Source organism: Pseudomonas sp. HMSC057H01, from assembly GCF_001836405.1.
Lineage (GTDB): Bacteria > Pseudomonadota > Gammaproteobacteria > Pseudomonadales > Pseudomonadaceae > Pseudomonas > Pseudomonas aeruginosa.
Genome location: NZ_KV828430.1, coordinates 38,919 through 52,075, shown reverse-complemented (window position 1 = coordinate 52,075; position 13,157 = coordinate 38,919). Strand labels below are relative to the sequence as shown.

Here is a 13,157-nt window from a genome sequence, read left to right as displayed (position 1 = left end):
GATGACCGGGGGTTTTGCTTTTGCGCGCGGAAAAGTCTGCGAAAATCCGGGGAAAAGGCAGCTATACGGCAGGGCTTTTCGTAGGCAAAGCGCAAGTGCCTCTATATGATGCGTGCCTGGCTAGTGTGGGGCGTCTATGCAGACCTTGCTGAAACTACTTCAAGACGGGCGATTCCACTCCGGTGAGGAGTTGGGGGCGGTACTGGGCATCAGTCGCAGTGCAGTCTGGAAACGCTTGCAGCACCTGGAGGCTGAACATGGCCTGCAGTTCCACAAGGTGCGTGGCCGGGGTTACCGCCTGGCGAGTCCCCTCAGTCTCCTGGATCCGCGGAAGATCGACAGCCTCTGGCCTGTCGAGATCATGCCCACCGTCGATTCAACCAATAGCGAGGCCATGCGCAGGCTCGCGGCTGGAGCCTCGACGCCTTTCGTTATCGTCGCCGAGCAGCAGACTGCCGGGCGTGGACGTCGCGGCCGAGCCTGGGTCAGTCCCTATGGAGAGAACCTCTATTATTCTCTGGCCATTACTGTCAGGGGGGGCGCTCGGGAGCTCGAAGGGTTGAGCCTGGTTGTCGGTCTCGCGGTGCTCCGGGCCCTGGAGTCCTTGGGCGTCCGGGAAGCCGGGTTGAAGTGGCCGAACGACGTTCTGCAGGGAGGCAAGAAGATCGCCGGAATTCTCCTGGAGCTGAGTGGCGACCCCGCGGATCTGTGTCATGTCGTTATCGGCATAGGGATCAACGTCAACATGAAGACCGCCACTGATATCGGCCAGCCTTGGACCTCCCTGCGCGAAGCGCTGGGGGAGCTGGTGGATCGTTCGCGGCTGCTCTCTGCTCTCAATCGGCAGTTGGCCGATTATCTCGATAGGCATTCGCGCGAAGGCTTTGCTGCAAGTCGCGAGGAGTGGGAGTCCTGCAATCTCTGGCAGGGTGCCCAGGTCATTCTCTCGACTGCCCTGAGTTCCATCGAGGGTCGCGTGTTGGGTGTCGATAGCCGAGGAGCGCTGCGTCTCGAGGTGGATGGCGTGGAGCAGGGTTTCAGTGGAGGGGAGCTTAGTTTGAGGTTGCGTCAATGATTCTTGAGCTCGACTGTGGAAACTCGCTGATCAAGTGGCGGGTCATCGAGGGCGCGGCACGGTCGGTCGCCGGTGGCCTTGCGGAGTCCGATGATGCCCTGGTCGAACAGTTAACATCGCAGCAAGCGCTGCCAGTGCGAGCCTGTCGCCTGGTGAGCGTTCGCAGCGAGCAGGAAACCTCGCAACTGGTCGCACGGTTGGAGCAGCTGTTCCCGGTTTCGGCGCTGGTTGCATCATCCGGCAAGCAGTTGGCGGGAGTGCGCAACGGCTATCTCGACTACCAGCGCCTGGGGCTCGACCGCTGGTTGGCCCTCGTCGCGGCTCATCACCTGGCTAAGAAGGCCTGCCTGGTCATTGATCTGGGGACCGCGGTCACCTCTGACCTGGTCGCGGCGGATGGAGTGCATCTGGGGGGCTACATATGCCCGGGCATGACCCTGATGAGAAGCCAGTTGCGCACCCATACCCGACGTATCCGCTACGACGATGCAGAGGCCCGTCGGGCGCTTGCCAGTCTCCAGCCAGGGCAGGCCACGGCCGAGGCGGTTGAGCGGGGTTGTCTGCTCATGCTCAGGGGGTTCGTTCGTGAGCAGTACGCCATGGCGTGCGAGCTGCTCGGTCCGGATTGTGAAATATTCCTGACGGGTGGGGATGCCGAACTGGTTCGCGACGAACTGGCTGGCGCCCGGATCATGCCGGACCTGGTTTTCGTAGGGCTGGCACTGGCTTGCCCGATTGAGTGAGAGGATCTATGCGCTGGTTCTTCCTGTTTCTCCTGGCCCTGAACGTCTTCTACTACGTCTGGCACCAGCAGCAATCCCCGCTACGGGCCAAGGAAATCGCACCGCTGGAACTCTATAAGGATGGGCAGAAGAACATTCTGCTGTTGGCCGAGAGCAACCTTGCTTCCAGGGCGCGCTCGGGATCGCAGGTGCCGGCGCCGAGTGTGCCTCCGGCTGCCGAAGAGTCGATCGCATCCGAGTCGGCCTGTCTCTATCTTGGCGGAGGCGGTGAGGAGGCGGATGCCCGAAGGTTGCAGCAGCGCCTGCTGGGCCTGGATATCGAGGCGGAGGTCGAGGCCCGTGGGGAGATGAGCGTCGATTACTGGGTCTATCTTCCTCCGCTAGCCTCGCGGGAGGCTGCGCTTCGTCAGTTGAAGGAGCTTCAGGCGCGCAATATCGACAGCTACCTGATTGGCGAGGGAGTGCTGGCCAATGGCATTTCTTTGGGGATGTTTTCCGCGCGGGATTCGGCTGAAAGTGCGCAGGTGCGTCTCAAGACGGCAGGTTACGAGGCGGAGCTGAAGGAATTGCCCCGCGGGCAGCGTGATTTCTGGGTAAGGGTGGCCCCCGGCAGCCGGCGCCTGGTGGATGAGCAACTGCTCCAGGAGCTGGCTCGGGACTTCAAGGGATTGCAGCATCAAATAATGTCGTGCAAAGGTGTTGCATCCCCCTGATGGTTTGCATAGAATGGCGCCCGCTTCGCAGGGGGAAGGCTGAAAGACTCCTACCATGAAGTTGCTGTTGAAACCTAAGTTCAGGTTTTTTAAGAGAAAACTCTTGACAGCAAGGTGGCAGACGTAGAGAATGCCGCCCACCAGTTTGGAGGGATTCCCGAGTGGCCAAAGGGATCAGACTGTAAATCTGACGTCATAGACTTCGAAGGTTCGAATCCTTCTCCCTCCACCAGTTTAAAAGCGTGAGCTTCGGGCTCCGCGGGTATAGTTCAGTGGTAGAACCTCAGCCTTCCAAGCTGATGATGCGGGTTCGATTCCCGCTACCCGCTCCAGTCAAGTTGCTTGTGTTTCGCTCATGTAGCTCAGTTGGTAGAGCACACCCTTGGTAAGGGTGAGGTCAGCGGTTCAAATCCGCTCATGAGCTCCATTTATCCAGGGGCAGATATGAAAATATCTGCCCTTGTTCTAATGGTAGCGTGATCCGCTCAATTCCTTGAAGGGGATGGTCTCCATGGCTAAAGAAAAATTTGAACGGAACAAGCCGCACGTCAACGTCGGCACCATCGGTCACGTTGACCATGGCAAGACCACTCTGACCGCTGCACTGACCAAGGTCTGCTCCGACACCTGGGGTGGTTCTGCTCGTGCTTTCGATCAGATCGACAACGCGCCGGAAGAAAAGGCCCGCGGTATCACCATCAACACCTCGCACGTTGAATACGATTCCGCTGTTCGTCACTACGCTCACGTTGACTGCCCCGGTCACGCCGACTACGTGAAGAACATGATCACCGGTGCTGCCCAGATGGACGGCGCGATCCTGGTTTGCTCGGCTGCCGACGGCCCCATGCCGCAGACCCGCGAGCACATCCTGCTGTCCCGCCAGGTAGGCGTTCCCTACATCGTCGTGTTCCTGAACAAGGCTGACATGGTCGACGACGCCGAGCTGCTGGAACTGGTCGAGATGGAAGTTCGCGATCTGCTGAACACCTACGACTTCCCGGGCGACGACACTCCGATCATCATCGGTTCCGCGCTGATGGCGCTGGAAGGTAAAGATGACAACGGCATCGGCGTAAGCGCCGTGCAGAAGCTGGTAGAGACCCTGGACTCCTACATTCCGGAGCCGGTTCGTGCCATCGACCAGCCGTTCCTGATGCCGATCGAAGACGTGTTCTCGATCTCCGGCCGCGGTACCGTGGTAACCGGTCGTGTAGAGCGCGGCATCATCAAGGTCCAGGAAGAGGTGGAAATCGTCGGCATCAAGGCGACCACCAAGACCACCTGCACCGGCGTTGAAATGTTCCGCAAGCTGCTCGACGAAGGTCGTGCTGGTGAGAACGTTGGTATCCTGCTGCGCGGCACCAAGCGTGAAGACGTAGAGCGTGGCCAGGTACTGGCCAAGCCGGGCACCATCAAGCCGCACACCAAGTTCGAGTGCGAAGTGTACGTGCTGTCCAAGGAAGAAGGTGGTCGTCACACTCCGTTCTTCAAGGGCTACCGTCCGCAGTTCTACTTCCGTACCACCGACGTGACCGGTAACTGCGAGCTGCCGGAAGGCGTAGAGATGGTAATGCCGGGCGACAACATCAAGATGGTTGTCACCCTGATCGCTCCGATCGCCATGGAAGATGGCCTGCGCTTCGCGATCCGCGAAGGCGGCCGTACCGTTGGCGCCGGCGTGGTTGCCAAGATCATCGAGTAATCGCTGATCCTGCCATCAGAAAAGGGGCCCTTCGGGGCCCCTTTTTCGTTCGTTGGTTAAATATTGACACCCTGTGGGGGCATCCGTACAATTGCGCCTCCTTTTAACGGGCGTAGTCCGTCCGTTGGGAATGGTAAATTGGAGTCTGAGGTCAAATGCAAAACCAACAAATCCGGATTCGGTTGAAGGCTTTTGACCATCGCCTGATCGATCAATCAACCCAGGAAATCGTGGAAACCGCGAAACGTACTGGTGCTCAGGTGCGTGGTCCAATCCCTCTGCCGACCCGCAAGGAACGTTTCACCGTGCTGATCTCTCCGCACGTCAACAAAGATGCGCGTGATCAGTACGAAATTCGTACACATAAGCGTGTACTGGACATCGTCCAGCCGACGGATAAAACCGTCGATGCGCTGATGAAGCTCGATCTTGCTGCAGGCGTTGAAGTACAGATCAGCCTCGGCTAATGCCTTCGGCATTGGTCGTGTAACGCTCTGAAATGGGCGGCCATAGCGGGTGAAAGCCCCGTACACTCAAGAGGTTTACAACATGACAATTGGTGTTGTCGGTCGTAAATGCGGCATGACCCGCATTTTCACCGAGGAAGGTGTCTCTATTCCGGTTACGGTCATCGAGGTCGAGCCGAATCGCGTCACCCAGTTCAAGACTGAAGAAACCGATGGCTACCGTGCAGTGCAAGTCACCGCCGGCGAGCGTCGTGCTTCTCGCGTTACCAAAGCGCAAGCTGGTCACTTTGCCAAGGCGAATGTCGCCGCCGGTCGCGGCGTGTGGGAATTCCGTCTGGGCGAAGAGCAGTATGCCGCTGGTGACCAGATCACTGTCGATCTGTTCCAGGCAGGCCAGATGGTAGACGTTACCGGCGAGTCCAAGGGTAAGGGCTTCGCGGGCACCATCAAGCGCTGGAACTTCCGTGGTCAGGATAACACCCACGGTAACTCCGTTTCCCACCGCGTCCCGGGTTCCATCGGCCAGTGCCAGACTCCTGGTCGAGTGTTCAAGGGCAAGAAAATGTCCGGTCATCTGGGTGCGGAGCGGGTAACCGTTCAATCCCTGGAGATCGTGCGCGTCGATGCTGAACGCAATCTGCTGCTGGTCAAGGGTGCCGTTCCCGGCGCTACCGGCGGTGATGTGATCGTGCGTCCGGCAGCCAAGGCTCGCGGTTAAGGGGGAAGCTGAGATGCAATTGAATGTGAACGGCGCTCAGGCTATCGAAGTCTCCGAGCGTACCTTTGGTGGCGAATTCAACGAGACCCTGGTGCACCAGGCAGTCGTGGCCTACATGGCTGGCGGCCGTCAGGGCAGCAAGGCGCAGAAGACTCGCTCCGAAGTCTCTGGTGGTGGCAAGAAGCCGTGGCGTCAGAAGGGCACCGGTCGTGCTCGCGCTGGCACCATCCGTAGCCCCATCTGGCGTGGGGGCGGCACCACTTTCGCCGCTAAACCGCGTAGCCACGAACAGAAGCTGAACAAGAAGATGTACCGCGCAGCACTGCGCTCCATCCTTGCCGAGCTCGTTCGTCTGGACCGTCTGGTCGTCGTTGCCGACTTCGCTGTCGATGCACCGAAAACCAAGGGCCTGGTTGCCAAGCTGGACACCCTGGGTCTGAAAGACGTGCTGATCGTGACCGATGGTGTCGACGAGAACCTGTACCTCGCTGCGCGCAACCTGGCGCACGTCGATGTACGTGATGTCCAAGGTTCCGACCCCGTCAGCCTGATCGCCTACGACAAGGTGCTGGTCACCGTGTCCGCCGTGAAGAAGTTCGAGGAGCTGCTGGGATGAACCAGGAACGCGTATTCAAAGTGCTGCTTGGTCCGCACATCTCCGAGAAAGCCACGGGTCTCGCGGACGGCAAGAGCCAATTCGTTTTCAAGGTTGCCACCGATGCAACCAAGCTGGAAATCAAGAAGGCCGTAGAAAGCCTGTTCAGCGTGAAGGTACAGCGCGTCACTACCCTGAACGTCAAGGGTAAGACCAAGCGCACCGCTCGCGGTCTGGGCAAGCGTAACGACTGGAAAAAAGCGTACATCGCTCTCCAGCCGGGCCAAGATCTCGATTTCGCCACCAGCGCTGAGTAAAGGGGTGCATCATGGCAATCGTTAAGTGCAAACCGACTTCCGCTGGTCGTCGCTTTGTCGTCAAGGTGGTGAATCAGGAGCTGCACAAAGGCGCTCCCTACGCACCGCTGCTGGAAAAGAAATCCAAGTCTGGCGGCCGTAACAACAACGGTCGTATCACCACCCGTCATATCGGTGGTGGTCACAAGCAGCACTACCGTCTGGTCGACTTCCGTCGCAACAAGGATGGCATCCCTGCCATCGTTGAACGCGTCGAATACGATCCGAACCGCACTGCACACATCGCTCTGCTGAAGTATGCAGACGGCGAGCGTCGCTACATCATCGCCCCCAAGGGCGTTGCTGCAGGTGACCAGCTGATCTCCGGTATCGGTGCGCCGATCAAGGCAGGCAACAGCATGCCTCTGCGCAACATCCCGGTGGGTAGCACTGTTCATGGTATCGAGCTGAAGCCGGGTAAAGGCGCTCAGATCGCTCGCTCCGCTGGCGCTTCCGCCCAGCTGGTCGCGCGTGAAGGTGCGTACGTAACCCTGCGTCTGCGCTCCGGTGAAATGCGTAAAGTCCTGGCTGAGTGCCGTGCGACCCTGGGCGAAGTCTCGAACTCCGAGCACAGCCTGCGTTCGCTGGGTAAAGCCGGTGCTACGCGCTGGCGTGGTGTTCGCCCGACCGTTCGCGGCGTGGCGATGAACCCGGTCGACCACCCGCATGGTGGTGGTGAAGGCCGTACCTCTGCTGGTCGTCATCCGGTATCGCCGTGGGGTCTTCAGACCAAGGGTAAGAAGACTCGCTCGAACAAGCGTACCGATAACATGATCGTCCGCCGCCGCAAGTAAATAGAGGGATACCACAGTGCCACGTTCACTGAAAAAAGGTCCGTTTATCGATCTTCACCTGTTGAAGAAGGTCGAAGTCGCGGTGGAAAAGAACGACCGCAAGCCGATCAAGACCTGGTCGCGTCGTTCGATGATTCTGCCGCATATGGTTGGTCTGACCATCGCCGTGCACAACGGCCGTCAACACGTACCGGTTCTCGTCAACGAGGACATGGTCGGCCACAAACTGGGCGAGTTCGCCGCTACCCGCACCTACCGCGGGCATGCTGCGGACAAGAAAGCCAAGCGTTAAGGGGTAAGGAAGATGGAAGTAGCCGCTAAGCTGTCGGGCGCTCGTATCTCCGCCCAGAAAGCCCGCTTGGTCGCCGACCAGATCCGCGGGAAGAAGGTGGGCGAAGCGCTCAACCTCCTGGCTTTCAGCAGTAAGAAAGCCGCCGAGATCATGAAGAAAGTGCTGGAGTCGGCCGTTGCCAACGCTGAGCACAACGAAGGCGCCGATGTGGATGACCTGAAGGTCTCCACCGTCTTCGTCAACGAAGGTCGTTCGCTCAAGCGCATCATGCCGCGTGCCAAAGGCCGTGCTGATCGCATCGTGAAGCGGTCTTGCCATATCACGGTCAAGGTTGCGGACAAGTAACGGAGTCGACAGATGGGTCAGAAAGTACATCCCAATGGCATTCGCCTGGGTATCGTCAAGGAGCACACCTCCGTTTGGTACGCAGACCGCAAGAACTATGCGGATTACCTGTTTGCCGACCTGAAGGTGCGTGAGTACCTCCAAGACAAACTAAAAAGCGCGTCCGTAAGCCGTATCGATATTCATCGTCCGGCTCAAACCGCACGCATCACCATCCACACCGCTCGTCCCGGCATCGTGATCGGCAAGAAAGGTGAAGATGTTGAGAAACTGCGCCAGGACCTGACCAAGCAAATGGGTGTGCCCGTGCACATCAACATCGAGGAAATCCGCAAGCCGGAACTCGATGCCATGCTGGTTGCGCAGAGCGTAGCCCAGCAGCTGGAGCGTCGCGTAATGTTCCGTCGCGCCATGAAGCGCGCCGTACAGAACGCCATGCGCATTGGTGCCAAGGGCATCAAGATTCAGGTCAGCGGTCGTCTGGGTGGGGCTGAAATCGCCCGTACCGAATGGTATCGCGAAGGTCGTGTGCCCCTGCACACCCTGCGCGCCGATATCGACTATGCCACCTACGAAGCGCACACCACTTACGGTGTGATCGGTGTCAAGGTTTGGATCTTCAAGGGCGAGGTCATCGGTGGCCGCCAGGAAGAGCTGAAGCCGGTTGCACCCGCTCCTCGTAAAAAAGCTGCTAGGTAAGGAGTACGCAAATGCTGCAACCCAAGCGTACGAAGTTCCGCAAACAAATGACCGGCCACAACCGTGGTCTGGCTCATCGTGGTAGTAAGGTCAGCTTCGGTGAGTACGCACTGAAGGCCACTAGCCGTGGCCGCCTTACTGCTCGTCAGATCGAGTCCGCGCGTCGTGCGCTGACCCGTCACGTGAAGCGTGGCGGCAAGATCTGGATCCGCGTATTCCCTGACAAGCCTGTCACCAAGAAGCCCCTCGAAGTTCGTATGGGTAAAGGTAAGGGTGGGGTCGAGTACTGGGTAGCCCAGATCCAGCCGGGCAAGGTCCTGTACGAGATCGAGGGTGTTTCCGAAGAGCTGGCGCGTGAGGCTTTCGCCCTGGCTGCTGCAAAGCTGCCCCTCGCCACCTCCTTTGTTAAGCGGACGGTGATGTGATGAAAGCGAATGAACTTCGTGAAAAATCCGTTGAGCAGCTGAACGAGCAACTGCTCGGCCTGCTGCGCGACCAGTTCAATCTGCGCATGCAGAAAGCAACTGGCCAGTTGGGGCAGTCTCACCTGCTCTCGCAGGTTAAGCGCGACATCGCTCGCGTTAAAACTGTGCTCAATCAGCAAGCAGGTAAGTGATCATGGCTGAAGCTCAGAAAACCGTCCGTACGCTGACCGGCCGCGTCGTCAGCGACAAAATGGACAAGACCGTCACCGTACTGATCGAGCGTCGCGTCAAGCACCCGATCTACGGCAAATACGTCAAGCGTTCGACCAAACTGCACGCACACGACGAATCCAATCAGTGCCGCATTGGTGACCTGGTCACCATTCGCGAAACCCGTCCGCTGGCCAAGACCAAGGCCTGGACCCTGGTTGATATCGTTGAACGCGCGGTGGAAGTCTAAGGACTAGGGGTCGGAGAAATTATATGATTCAGACTCAATCCATGCTCGATGTCGCTGACAACAGCGGCGCGCGTCGTGTGATGTGCATCAAGGTGCTCGGCGGTTCCCACCGCCGTTACGCCGGCATCGGCGACATCATCAAGGTCACCGTCAAGGAAGCGATTCCGCGCGGCAAAGTGAAGAAGGGCCAGGTCATGACTGCCGTGGTCGTTCGCACCAAGCACGGCGTGCGTCGTACCGACGGTTCCATCATCCGCTTCGACGGCAACGCCGCCGTCCTGCTGAACAACAAGCAGGAGCCGATCGGCACCCGTATCTTTGGGCCAGTGACTCGTGAACTCCGTACCGAGAAGTTCATGAAGATCGTCTCGCTCGCCCCCGAAGTGCTGTAAGGAGTAGCCGTCATGCAAAAGATTCGTCGTGACGACGAAGTAATCGTCATTGCCGGCAAGGACAAGGGCAAGCGTGGCAAGGTGCTGAAGGTTCTCGCTGACGACCGTCTGGTCGTCGGCGGGGTGAACCTGATCAAGCGCCACACCAAGCCCAATCCGATGCTCGGCCAACAGGGCGGTATCGTCGAGAAGGAGGCGCCTCTGCACGTCTCCAACGTCGCCATCTTCAATACTGAAACCAGCAAGGCTGACCGCGTTGGCTTCAAGGTAGAAGACGGTAAGAAAATTCGTGTCTTCAAGTCGACCCAGAAACCGGTTCAGGCTTGAGGCTGCTAGGTAGATCACCATGGCACGATTGAAAGAAATTTATCGGAAGGAAATCGCGCCCAAGCTGAAAGAAGAGCTTCAGCTGGCGAACGTGATGGAAGTTCCGCGCGTTACCAAAATCACCCTGAACATGGGTCTTGGCGAGGCGGTCGGTGACAAGAAGATCATCGAGAACGCCGTAGCCGATCTGGAAAAGATCACTGGTCAGAAGCCGGTCGTGACTTACGCTCGTAAGTCCATCGCAGGCTTCAAGATCCGTGAAGGCTGGCCGATCGGCGTCAAGGTCACCCTGCGTAGCGACCGGATGTACGAGTTCCTGGATCGTCTGCTGTCCATCTCCCTGCCGCGCGTGCGTGACTTCCGCGGCCTGAATGCCAAGTCCTTCGATGGTCGCGGCAACTACAGCATGGGCGTGAAAGAGCAGATCATCTTCCCGGAAATCGATTACGACAAGATCGATGCGCTGCGTGGCCTGGACATCACCCTGACCACCACCGCTCGTACGGATGACGAAGGTCGCGCCCTGCTGCGTGCTTTCAAATTCCCGTTCCGTAACTGATTGGAGTAGGAACATGGCTAAAGAGAGCATGAAGAACCGCGAGCTGAAGCGTCAGCTGACGGTAGCCAAGTACGCCAAGAAGCGTGCCGAGCTGAAAGCGATCATCGCTAATCCGAACTCCTCTGCGGAAGAGCGTTGGAATGCCCAGGTCGCCCTGCAGAAGCAACCGCGTGACGCCAGCGCCAGCCGCCTGCGTAACCGTTGCCGCCTGACCGGCCGTCCGCACGGCTTCTACCGCAAGTTCGGCCTGAGCCGTAACAAGCTGCGCGAAGCCGCCATGCGCGGCGACGTACCGGGCCTGGTGAAAGCCAGCTGGTAATCGCAGCGAACGGTGTCGCCAGTCGGCACCGTTGATCGCGACATCGAATCAAGCCCCTCATGGGGCTTGATTCGTTTTGGCGCGATCTCTAGAATACCCGGCTCCCCTGAGCCTGGGTTTGTTTCGCCTGGCGTTTATGGGCGAATTGAAGTTGAAGGCTTATTCTTTTGTATCAGGAGCGTTAAGCCCATGAGTATGCAGGACCCGTTAGCAGACATGCTAACTCGCATCCGTAATGCCCAGATGGCTGAAAAGACCGTCGTAAGCATGCCGTCCTCGAAACTGAAAGCGGCGGTAGCCAAAGTCCTGAAGGACGAAGGCTATATTGCGGATTTCCAGATCAGCTCGGAAGTAAAACCCCAGCTGTCCATCGAACTGAAGTACTTCGAAGGCAAGCCTGTCATCGAAGAGGTCAAGCGCATCAGCCGTCCTGGCCTGCGTCAGTACAAATCCGTTGAGCAACTGCCGAAAGTTCGTGGCGGCCTCGGTGTGTCGATCGTCTCCACCAACAAAGGTGTGATGACCGATCGTGCTGCCCGTGCTGCTGGTGTTGGCGGCGAAGTGCTCTGCACTGTGTTCTAAGGGGAATCAGCATGTCTCGCGTTGCTAAGAACCCCGTCAAGCTGCCTGCCGGCGTTGAAATCAAACTGGCTGGTCAGCAACTGTCCATCAAGGGCGCCAAAGGTGCTCTGGAGCTCAAGGTCCATCCTTCGGTCGAAGTGATCCAGGACAGCGGTGAGCTGCGTTTTGCTGCGCGTAACGGCGACCAGCAGACTCGCGCCATGGCTGGTACCACCCGTGCTCTGGTGAACAACATGGTAGTCGGCGTCAGCCAGGGCTTCGAGCGCAAGCTCCAGCTGGTCGGCGTTGGTTACAAAGCGCAGGCCAAGGGCCAAGTGCTGTCCCTGTCCCTCGGCTTCTCCCATCCGGTTGATTACGAACTGCCGGCCGGCATCGTCGCTGAGACCCCCAGCCAGACCGATATCCTGATCAAGGGTATCGACAAGCAGCTGGTCGGTCAGGTTGCTGCCGAAATTCGCGACTTCCGTCCGCCGGAGCCTTACAAAGGCAAGGGCGTGCGTTACGCCGACGAAGTCGTCCGTCGTAAAGAAGCCAAGAAGAAGTAGGGCATAGCAAATGAGCGTCAAGAAAGAAACCCGTCTGCGTCGCGCTCGCAAGGCACGCCTGAAGATGCGCGAGCTGGAAACCGTACGCCTCTGCGTGTACCGCTCTTCCCAGCACATTTACGCCCAGGTCATTGCGGCCGACGGCGGCAAGGTCCTGGCCAGCGCCTCGACCCTGGACAAAGACCTGCGCGAAGGTGCCACCGGCAACATCGATGCAGCCAAGAAAGTTGGTCAACTGGTCGCCGAGCGCGCCAAAGCGGCCGGCGTCACCCAGGTGGCGTTCGATCGTTCTGGCTTCAAGTACCACGGCCGTGTGAAAGCGCTGGCTGATGCCGCTCGTGAAGGCGGACTGGAGTTCTAAGTTATGGCAAACAACGAGCAAAAGCGCGACGAAGGCTACATCGAGAAGCTGGTTCAGGTTAACCGCGTCGCCAAAACCGTAAAAGGTGGCCGTATCTTCGCTTTCACCGCACTGACCGTGGTGGGTGATGGCAAGGGTCGCGTTGGTTTCGGTCGTGGCAAGGCGCGTGAAGTGCCGGCCGCCATCCAGAAAGCAATGGAAGCCGCTCGCCGCAACATGATCCAAGTCGATCTGAACGGCACCACCCTGCAGTATCCGACCAAGTCCGCCCATGGCGCCTCCAAGGTGTACATGCAGCCGGCTTCGGAAGGTACCGGCATCATCGCCGGCGGCGCCATGCGTGCCGTTCTGGAAGTGGCTGGTGTGCAGAACGTCCTGGCCAAGTGCTATGGCTCCACCAATCCGGTGAACGTGGTTTACGCCACCTTCAAGGGCCTGAAGAACATGCAGGCTCCGGAAGCAGTAGCGGCCAAGCGTGGCAAGAGCGTCGAGGAGATTCTCTAACCATGGCAACTGTCAAAGTCACTCTGGTCAAGAGCCTGAACGGCCGTCTGGCCAACCACAAGGCTTGCGTCAAGGGTCTCGGCCTGCGTCGCATCAATCATACCGTCGAAGTTCAGGACACTCCTGAGAACCGCGGCATGATCAACAAGGCCTACTACCTGCTGCGTGTGGAGGGTTAATC

Annotated in this window: 24 protein-coding genes and 3 tRNA genes; all 27 read left to right on the top strand. The window is 58.7% G+C overall.

Features of this window, described 5'->3' with window-relative positions; genetic code table 11:
* Window positions 1-136: 136 nt before the first annotated feature.
* The 27 genes from birA to rpmD all read left to right on the top strand — a co-directional run bounded on the left by birA (window position 137) and on the right by rpmD (window position 13,155).
* On the top strand, window positions 137-1,075 hold the full coding sequence (gene birA / locus HMPREF2581_RS09550) for a bifunctional biotin--[acetyl-CoA-carboxylase] ligase/biotin operon repressor BirA (protein WP_003112012.1): 939 nt from the start codon (window positions 137-139) through the stop codon (window positions 1,073-1,075).
* Complete coding sequence (locus HMPREF2581_RS09545; RefSeq protein WP_003093768.1) at window positions 1,072-1,818, top strand: pantothenate kinase; 747 nt, start codon at window positions 1,072-1,074, stop codon at window positions 1,816-1,818. The genes birA and HMPREF2581_RS09545 overlap by 4 nt, the downstream gene beginning before the upstream one ends.
* Before the next feature lie 8 nt (window positions 1,819-1,826).
* Window positions 1,827-2,531, top strand: coding sequence for an SPOR domain-containing protein (locus HMPREF2581_RS09540; RefSeq protein WP_003112013.1), 705 nt, complete (start codon window positions 1,827-1,829; stop codon window positions 2,529-2,531).
* Window positions 2,532-2,678: 147 nt separating this feature from the next.
* A tRNA-Tyr gene (locus HMPREF2581_RS09535) sits at window positions 2,679-2,763 on the top strand.
* Window positions 2,764-2,789: 26 nt separating this feature from the next.
* A tRNA-Gly gene (locus tag HMPREF2581_RS09530) sits at window positions 2,790-2,863 on the top strand.
* Window positions 2,864-2,882: 19 nt separating this feature from the next.
* Window positions 2,883-2,958 (top strand) — tRNA-Thr (locus tag HMPREF2581_RS09525).
* An 84-nt stretch (window positions 2,959-3,042) separates the two neighbouring features.
* The gene (gene tuf / locus HMPREF2581_RS09520; RefSeq protein WP_003115146.1) at window positions 3,043-4,236 is read left to right on the top strand and encodes an elongation factor Tu; all 1,194 of its coding nucleotides are present in this window, start codon (window positions 3,043-3,045) and stop codon (window positions 4,234-4,236) included.
* 155 nt (window positions 4,237-4,391) lie between these two features.
* Window positions 4,392-4,703 carry a 30S ribosomal protein S10 gene (gene rpsJ, locus HMPREF2581_RS09515; protein WP_003103876.1) on the top strand — a complete coding sequence of 104 codons (312 nt, stop codon included), beginning with the start codon at window positions 4,392-4,394 and terminating at the stop codon, window positions 4,701-4,703.
* Window positions 4,704-4,785: 82 nt separating this feature from the next.
* Window positions 4,786-5,421, top strand: a complete 636-nt coding sequence (gene rplC, locus HMPREF2581_RS09510) for a 50S ribosomal protein L3 (protein WP_003103877.1) — start codon at window positions 4,786-4,788, stop codon at window positions 5,419-5,421.
* 13 nt (window positions 5,422-5,434) lie between these two features.
* On the top strand, window positions 5,435-6,037 hold the full coding sequence (gene rplD / locus HMPREF2581_RS09505) for a 50S ribosomal protein L4 (protein ID WP_003093737.1): 603 nt from the start codon (window positions 5,435-5,437) through the stop codon (window positions 6,035-6,037).
* Window positions 6,034-6,333, top strand: a complete 300-nt coding sequence (gene rplW, locus HMPREF2581_RS09500) for a 50S ribosomal protein L23 (protein ID WP_003093736.1) — start codon at window positions 6,034-6,036, stop codon at window positions 6,331-6,333. The genes rplD and rplW overlap by 4 nt, the downstream gene beginning before the upstream one ends.
* 11 nt (window positions 6,334-6,344) lie before the next feature.
* Window positions 6,345-7,166 carry a 50S ribosomal protein L2 gene (gene rplB, locus HMPREF2581_RS09495; RefSeq protein WP_003103878.1) on the top strand — a complete coding sequence of 274 codons (822 nt, stop codon included), beginning with the start codon at window positions 6,345-6,347 and terminating at the stop codon, window positions 7,164-7,166.
* A 16-nt stretch (window positions 7,167-7,182) separates the two neighbouring features.
* A complete protein-coding gene (gene rpsS / locus HMPREF2581_RS09490) occupies window positions 7,183-7,458 on the top strand; it encodes a 30S ribosomal protein S19 (protein ID WP_003093734.1) in 276 nt (91 codons plus the stop codon).
* Window positions 7,459-7,470: 12 nt separating this feature from the next.
* Window positions 7,471-7,803 (top strand): 50S ribosomal protein L22, encoded by a 333-nt coding sequence (gene rplV, locus HMPREF2581_RS09485; RefSeq protein WP_003103908.1) that lies wholly within the window; start codon window positions 7,471-7,473, stop codon window positions 7,801-7,803.
* Window positions 7,804-7,815: 12 nt separating this feature from the next.
* Window positions 7,816-8,502, top strand: coding sequence for a 30S ribosomal protein S3 (gene rpsC, locus HMPREF2581_RS09480; protein ID WP_003093727.1), 687 nt, complete (start codon window positions 7,816-7,818; stop codon window positions 8,500-8,502).
* Window positions 8,503-8,513: 11 nt separating this feature from the next.
* Window positions 8,514-8,927: a 50S ribosomal protein L16 gene (gene rplP, locus HMPREF2581_RS09475; protein WP_003093723.1), complete on the top strand. Its 414-nt coding sequence runs from the start codon at window positions 8,514-8,516 to the stop codon at window positions 8,925-8,927.
* Window positions 8,927-9,118, top strand: coding sequence for a 50S ribosomal protein L29 (rpmC, locus tag HMPREF2581_RS09470; RefSeq protein WP_003093720.1), 192 nt, complete (start codon window positions 8,927-8,929; stop codon window positions 9,116-9,118). The genes rplP and rpmC overlap by 1 nt, the downstream gene beginning before the upstream one ends.
* Before the next feature lie 2 nt (window positions 9,119-9,120).
* Complete coding sequence (gene rpsQ / locus HMPREF2581_RS09465) at window positions 9,121-9,387, top strand: 30S ribosomal protein S17 (protein ID WP_003093717.1); 267 nt, start codon at window positions 9,121-9,123, stop codon at window positions 9,385-9,387.
* Window positions 9,388-9,410: 23 nt separating this feature from the next.
* Window positions 9,411-9,779 carry a 50S ribosomal protein L14 gene (rplN, locus tag HMPREF2581_RS09460; RefSeq protein ID WP_003093714.1) on the top strand — a complete coding sequence of 123 codons (369 nt, stop codon included), beginning with the start codon at window positions 9,411-9,413 and terminating at the stop codon, window positions 9,777-9,779.
* 12 nt (window positions 9,780-9,791) lie between these two features.
* Complete coding sequence (gene rplX / locus HMPREF2581_RS09455; RefSeq protein WP_003093711.1) at window positions 9,792-10,106, top strand: 50S ribosomal protein L24; 315 nt, start codon at window positions 9,792-9,794, stop codon at window positions 10,104-10,106.
* Window positions 10,107-10,125: 19 nt separating this feature from the next.
* Window positions 10,126-10,665 (top strand): 50S ribosomal protein L5, encoded by a 540-nt coding sequence (rplE, locus tag HMPREF2581_RS09450; protein ID WP_003093703.1) that lies wholly within the window; start codon window positions 10,126-10,128, stop codon window positions 10,663-10,665.
* 13 nt (window positions 10,666-10,678) lie between these two features.
* Window positions 10,679-10,984 (top strand): 30S ribosomal protein S14, encoded by a 306-nt coding sequence (gene rpsN, locus HMPREF2581_RS09445; RefSeq protein WP_003093701.1) that lies wholly within the window; start codon window positions 10,679-10,681, stop codon window positions 10,982-10,984.
* Window positions 10,985-11,173: 189 nt separating this feature from the next.
* Window positions 11,174-11,566, top strand: coding sequence for a 30S ribosomal protein S8 (gene rpsH / locus HMPREF2581_RS09440; protein WP_003093700.1), 393 nt, complete (start codon window positions 11,174-11,176; stop codon window positions 11,564-11,566).
* An 11-nt stretch (window positions 11,567-11,577) separates the two neighbouring features.
* Window positions 11,578-12,111: a 50S ribosomal protein L6 gene (rplF, locus tag HMPREF2581_RS09435; protein WP_003093699.1), complete on the top strand. Its 534-nt coding sequence runs from the start codon at window positions 11,578-11,580 to the stop codon at window positions 12,109-12,111.
* Window positions 12,112-12,121: 10 nt separating this feature from the next.
* Window positions 12,122-12,472 (top strand): 50S ribosomal protein L18, encoded by a 351-nt coding sequence (gene rplR / locus HMPREF2581_RS09430; protein WP_003093698.1) that lies wholly within the window; start codon window positions 12,122-12,124, stop codon window positions 12,470-12,472.
* A gap of 3 nt (window positions 12,473-12,475) precedes the next feature.
* Complete coding sequence (gene rpsE, locus HMPREF2581_RS09425; RefSeq protein ID WP_003093697.1) at window positions 12,476-12,976, top strand: 30S ribosomal protein S5; 501 nt, start codon at window positions 12,476-12,478, stop codon at window positions 12,974-12,976.
* 2 nt (window positions 12,977-12,978) lie between these two features.
* The gene (gene rpmD / locus HMPREF2581_RS09420; RefSeq protein ID WP_003093696.1) at window positions 12,979-13,155 is read left to right on the top strand and encodes a 50S ribosomal protein L30; all 177 of its coding nucleotides are present in this window, start codon (window positions 12,979-12,981) and stop codon (window positions 13,153-13,155) included.
* Window positions 13,156-13,157 lie beyond the last annotated feature (2 nt).

Bases quoted from the DNA above. Each gene is read 5' to 3' on its own strand.
- rpsJ (WP_003103876.1), top strand. From the start codon at position 4,392: ATGCAAAACCAACAAATCCGGATTCGGTTGAAGGCTTTTGACCATCGC.
- rpsC (WP_003093727.1), top strand. From the start codon at position 7,816: ATGGGTCAGAAAGTACATCCCAATGGCATTCGCCTGGGTATCGTCAAG.
- rpsQ (WP_003093717.1), top strand. From the start codon at position 9,121: ATGGCTGAAGCTCAGAAAACCGTCCGTACGCTGACCGGCCGCGTCGTC.
- rpsN (WP_003093701.1), top strand. From the start codon at position 10,679: ATGGCTAAAGAGAGCATGAAGAACCGCGAGCTGAAGCGTCAGCTGACG.
- rplX (WP_003093711.1), top strand. From the start codon at position 9,792: ATGCAAAAGATTCGTCGTGACGACGAAGTAATCGTCATTGCCGGCAAG.
- rplC (WP_003103877.1), top strand. From the start codon at position 4,786: ATGACAATTGGTGTTGTCGGTCGTAAATGCGGCATGACCCGCATTTTC.
- rpmD (WP_003093696.1), top strand. From the start codon at position 12,979: ATGGCAACTGTCAAAGTCACTCTGGTCAAGAGCCTGAACGGCCGTCTG.
- rplE (WP_003093703.1), top strand. From the start codon at position 10,126: ATGGCACGATTGAAAGAAATTTATCGGAAGGAAATCGCGCCCAAGCTG.
- rpmC (WP_003093720.1), top strand. From the start codon at position 8,927: ATGAAAGCGAATGAACTTCGTGAAAAATCCGTTGAGCAGCTGAACGAG.
- HMPREF2581_RS09545 (WP_003093768.1), top strand. From the start codon at position 1,072: ATGATTCTTGAGCTCGACTGTGGAAACTCGCTGATCAAGTGGCGGGTC.
- rplW (WP_003093736.1), top strand. From the start codon at position 6,034: ATGAACCAGGAACGCGTATTCAAAGTGCTGCTTGGTCCGCACATCTCC.
- rplP (WP_003093723.1), top strand. From the start codon at position 8,514: ATGCTGCAACCCAAGCGTACGAAGTTCCGCAAACAAATGACCGGCCAC.
- rplD (WP_003093737.1), top strand. From the start codon at position 5,435: ATGCAATTGAATGTGAACGGCGCTCAGGCTATCGAAGTCTCCGAGCGT.
- HMPREF2581_RS09540 (WP_003112013.1), top strand. From the start codon at position 1,827: ATGCGCTGGTTCTTCCTGTTTCTCCTGGCCCTGAACGTCTTCTACTAC.
- rplB (WP_003103878.1), top strand. From the start codon at position 6,345: ATGGCAATCGTTAAGTGCAAACCGACTTCCGCTGGTCGTCGCTTTGTC.
- rplF (WP_003093699.1), top strand. From the start codon at position 11,578: ATGTCTCGCGTTGCTAAGAACCCCGTCAAGCTGCCTGCCGGCGTTGAA.
- rpsH (WP_003093700.1), top strand. From the start codon at position 11,174: ATGAGTATGCAGGACCCGTTAGCAGACATGCTAACTCGCATCCGTAAT.
- rpsE (WP_003093697.1), top strand. From the start codon at position 12,476: ATGGCAAACAACGAGCAAAAGCGCGACGAAGGCTACATCGAGAAGCTG.
- rplV (WP_003103908.1), top strand. From the start codon at position 7,471: ATGGAAGTAGCCGCTAAGCTGTCGGGCGCTCGTATCTCCGCCCAGAAA.
- rplN (WP_003093714.1), top strand. From the start codon at position 9,411: ATGATTCAGACTCAATCCATGCTCGATGTCGCTGACAACAGCGGCGCG.
- rplR (WP_003093698.1), top strand. From the start codon at position 12,122: ATGAGCGTCAAGAAAGAAACCCGTCTGCGTCGCGCTCGCAAGGCACGC.
- birA (WP_003112012.1), top strand. From the start codon at position 137: ATGCAGACCTTGCTGAAACTACTTCAAGACGGGCGATTCCACTCCGGT.
- tuf (WP_003115146.1), top strand. From the start codon at position 3,043: ATGGCTAAAGAAAAATTTGAACGGAACAAGCCGCACGTCAACGTCGGC.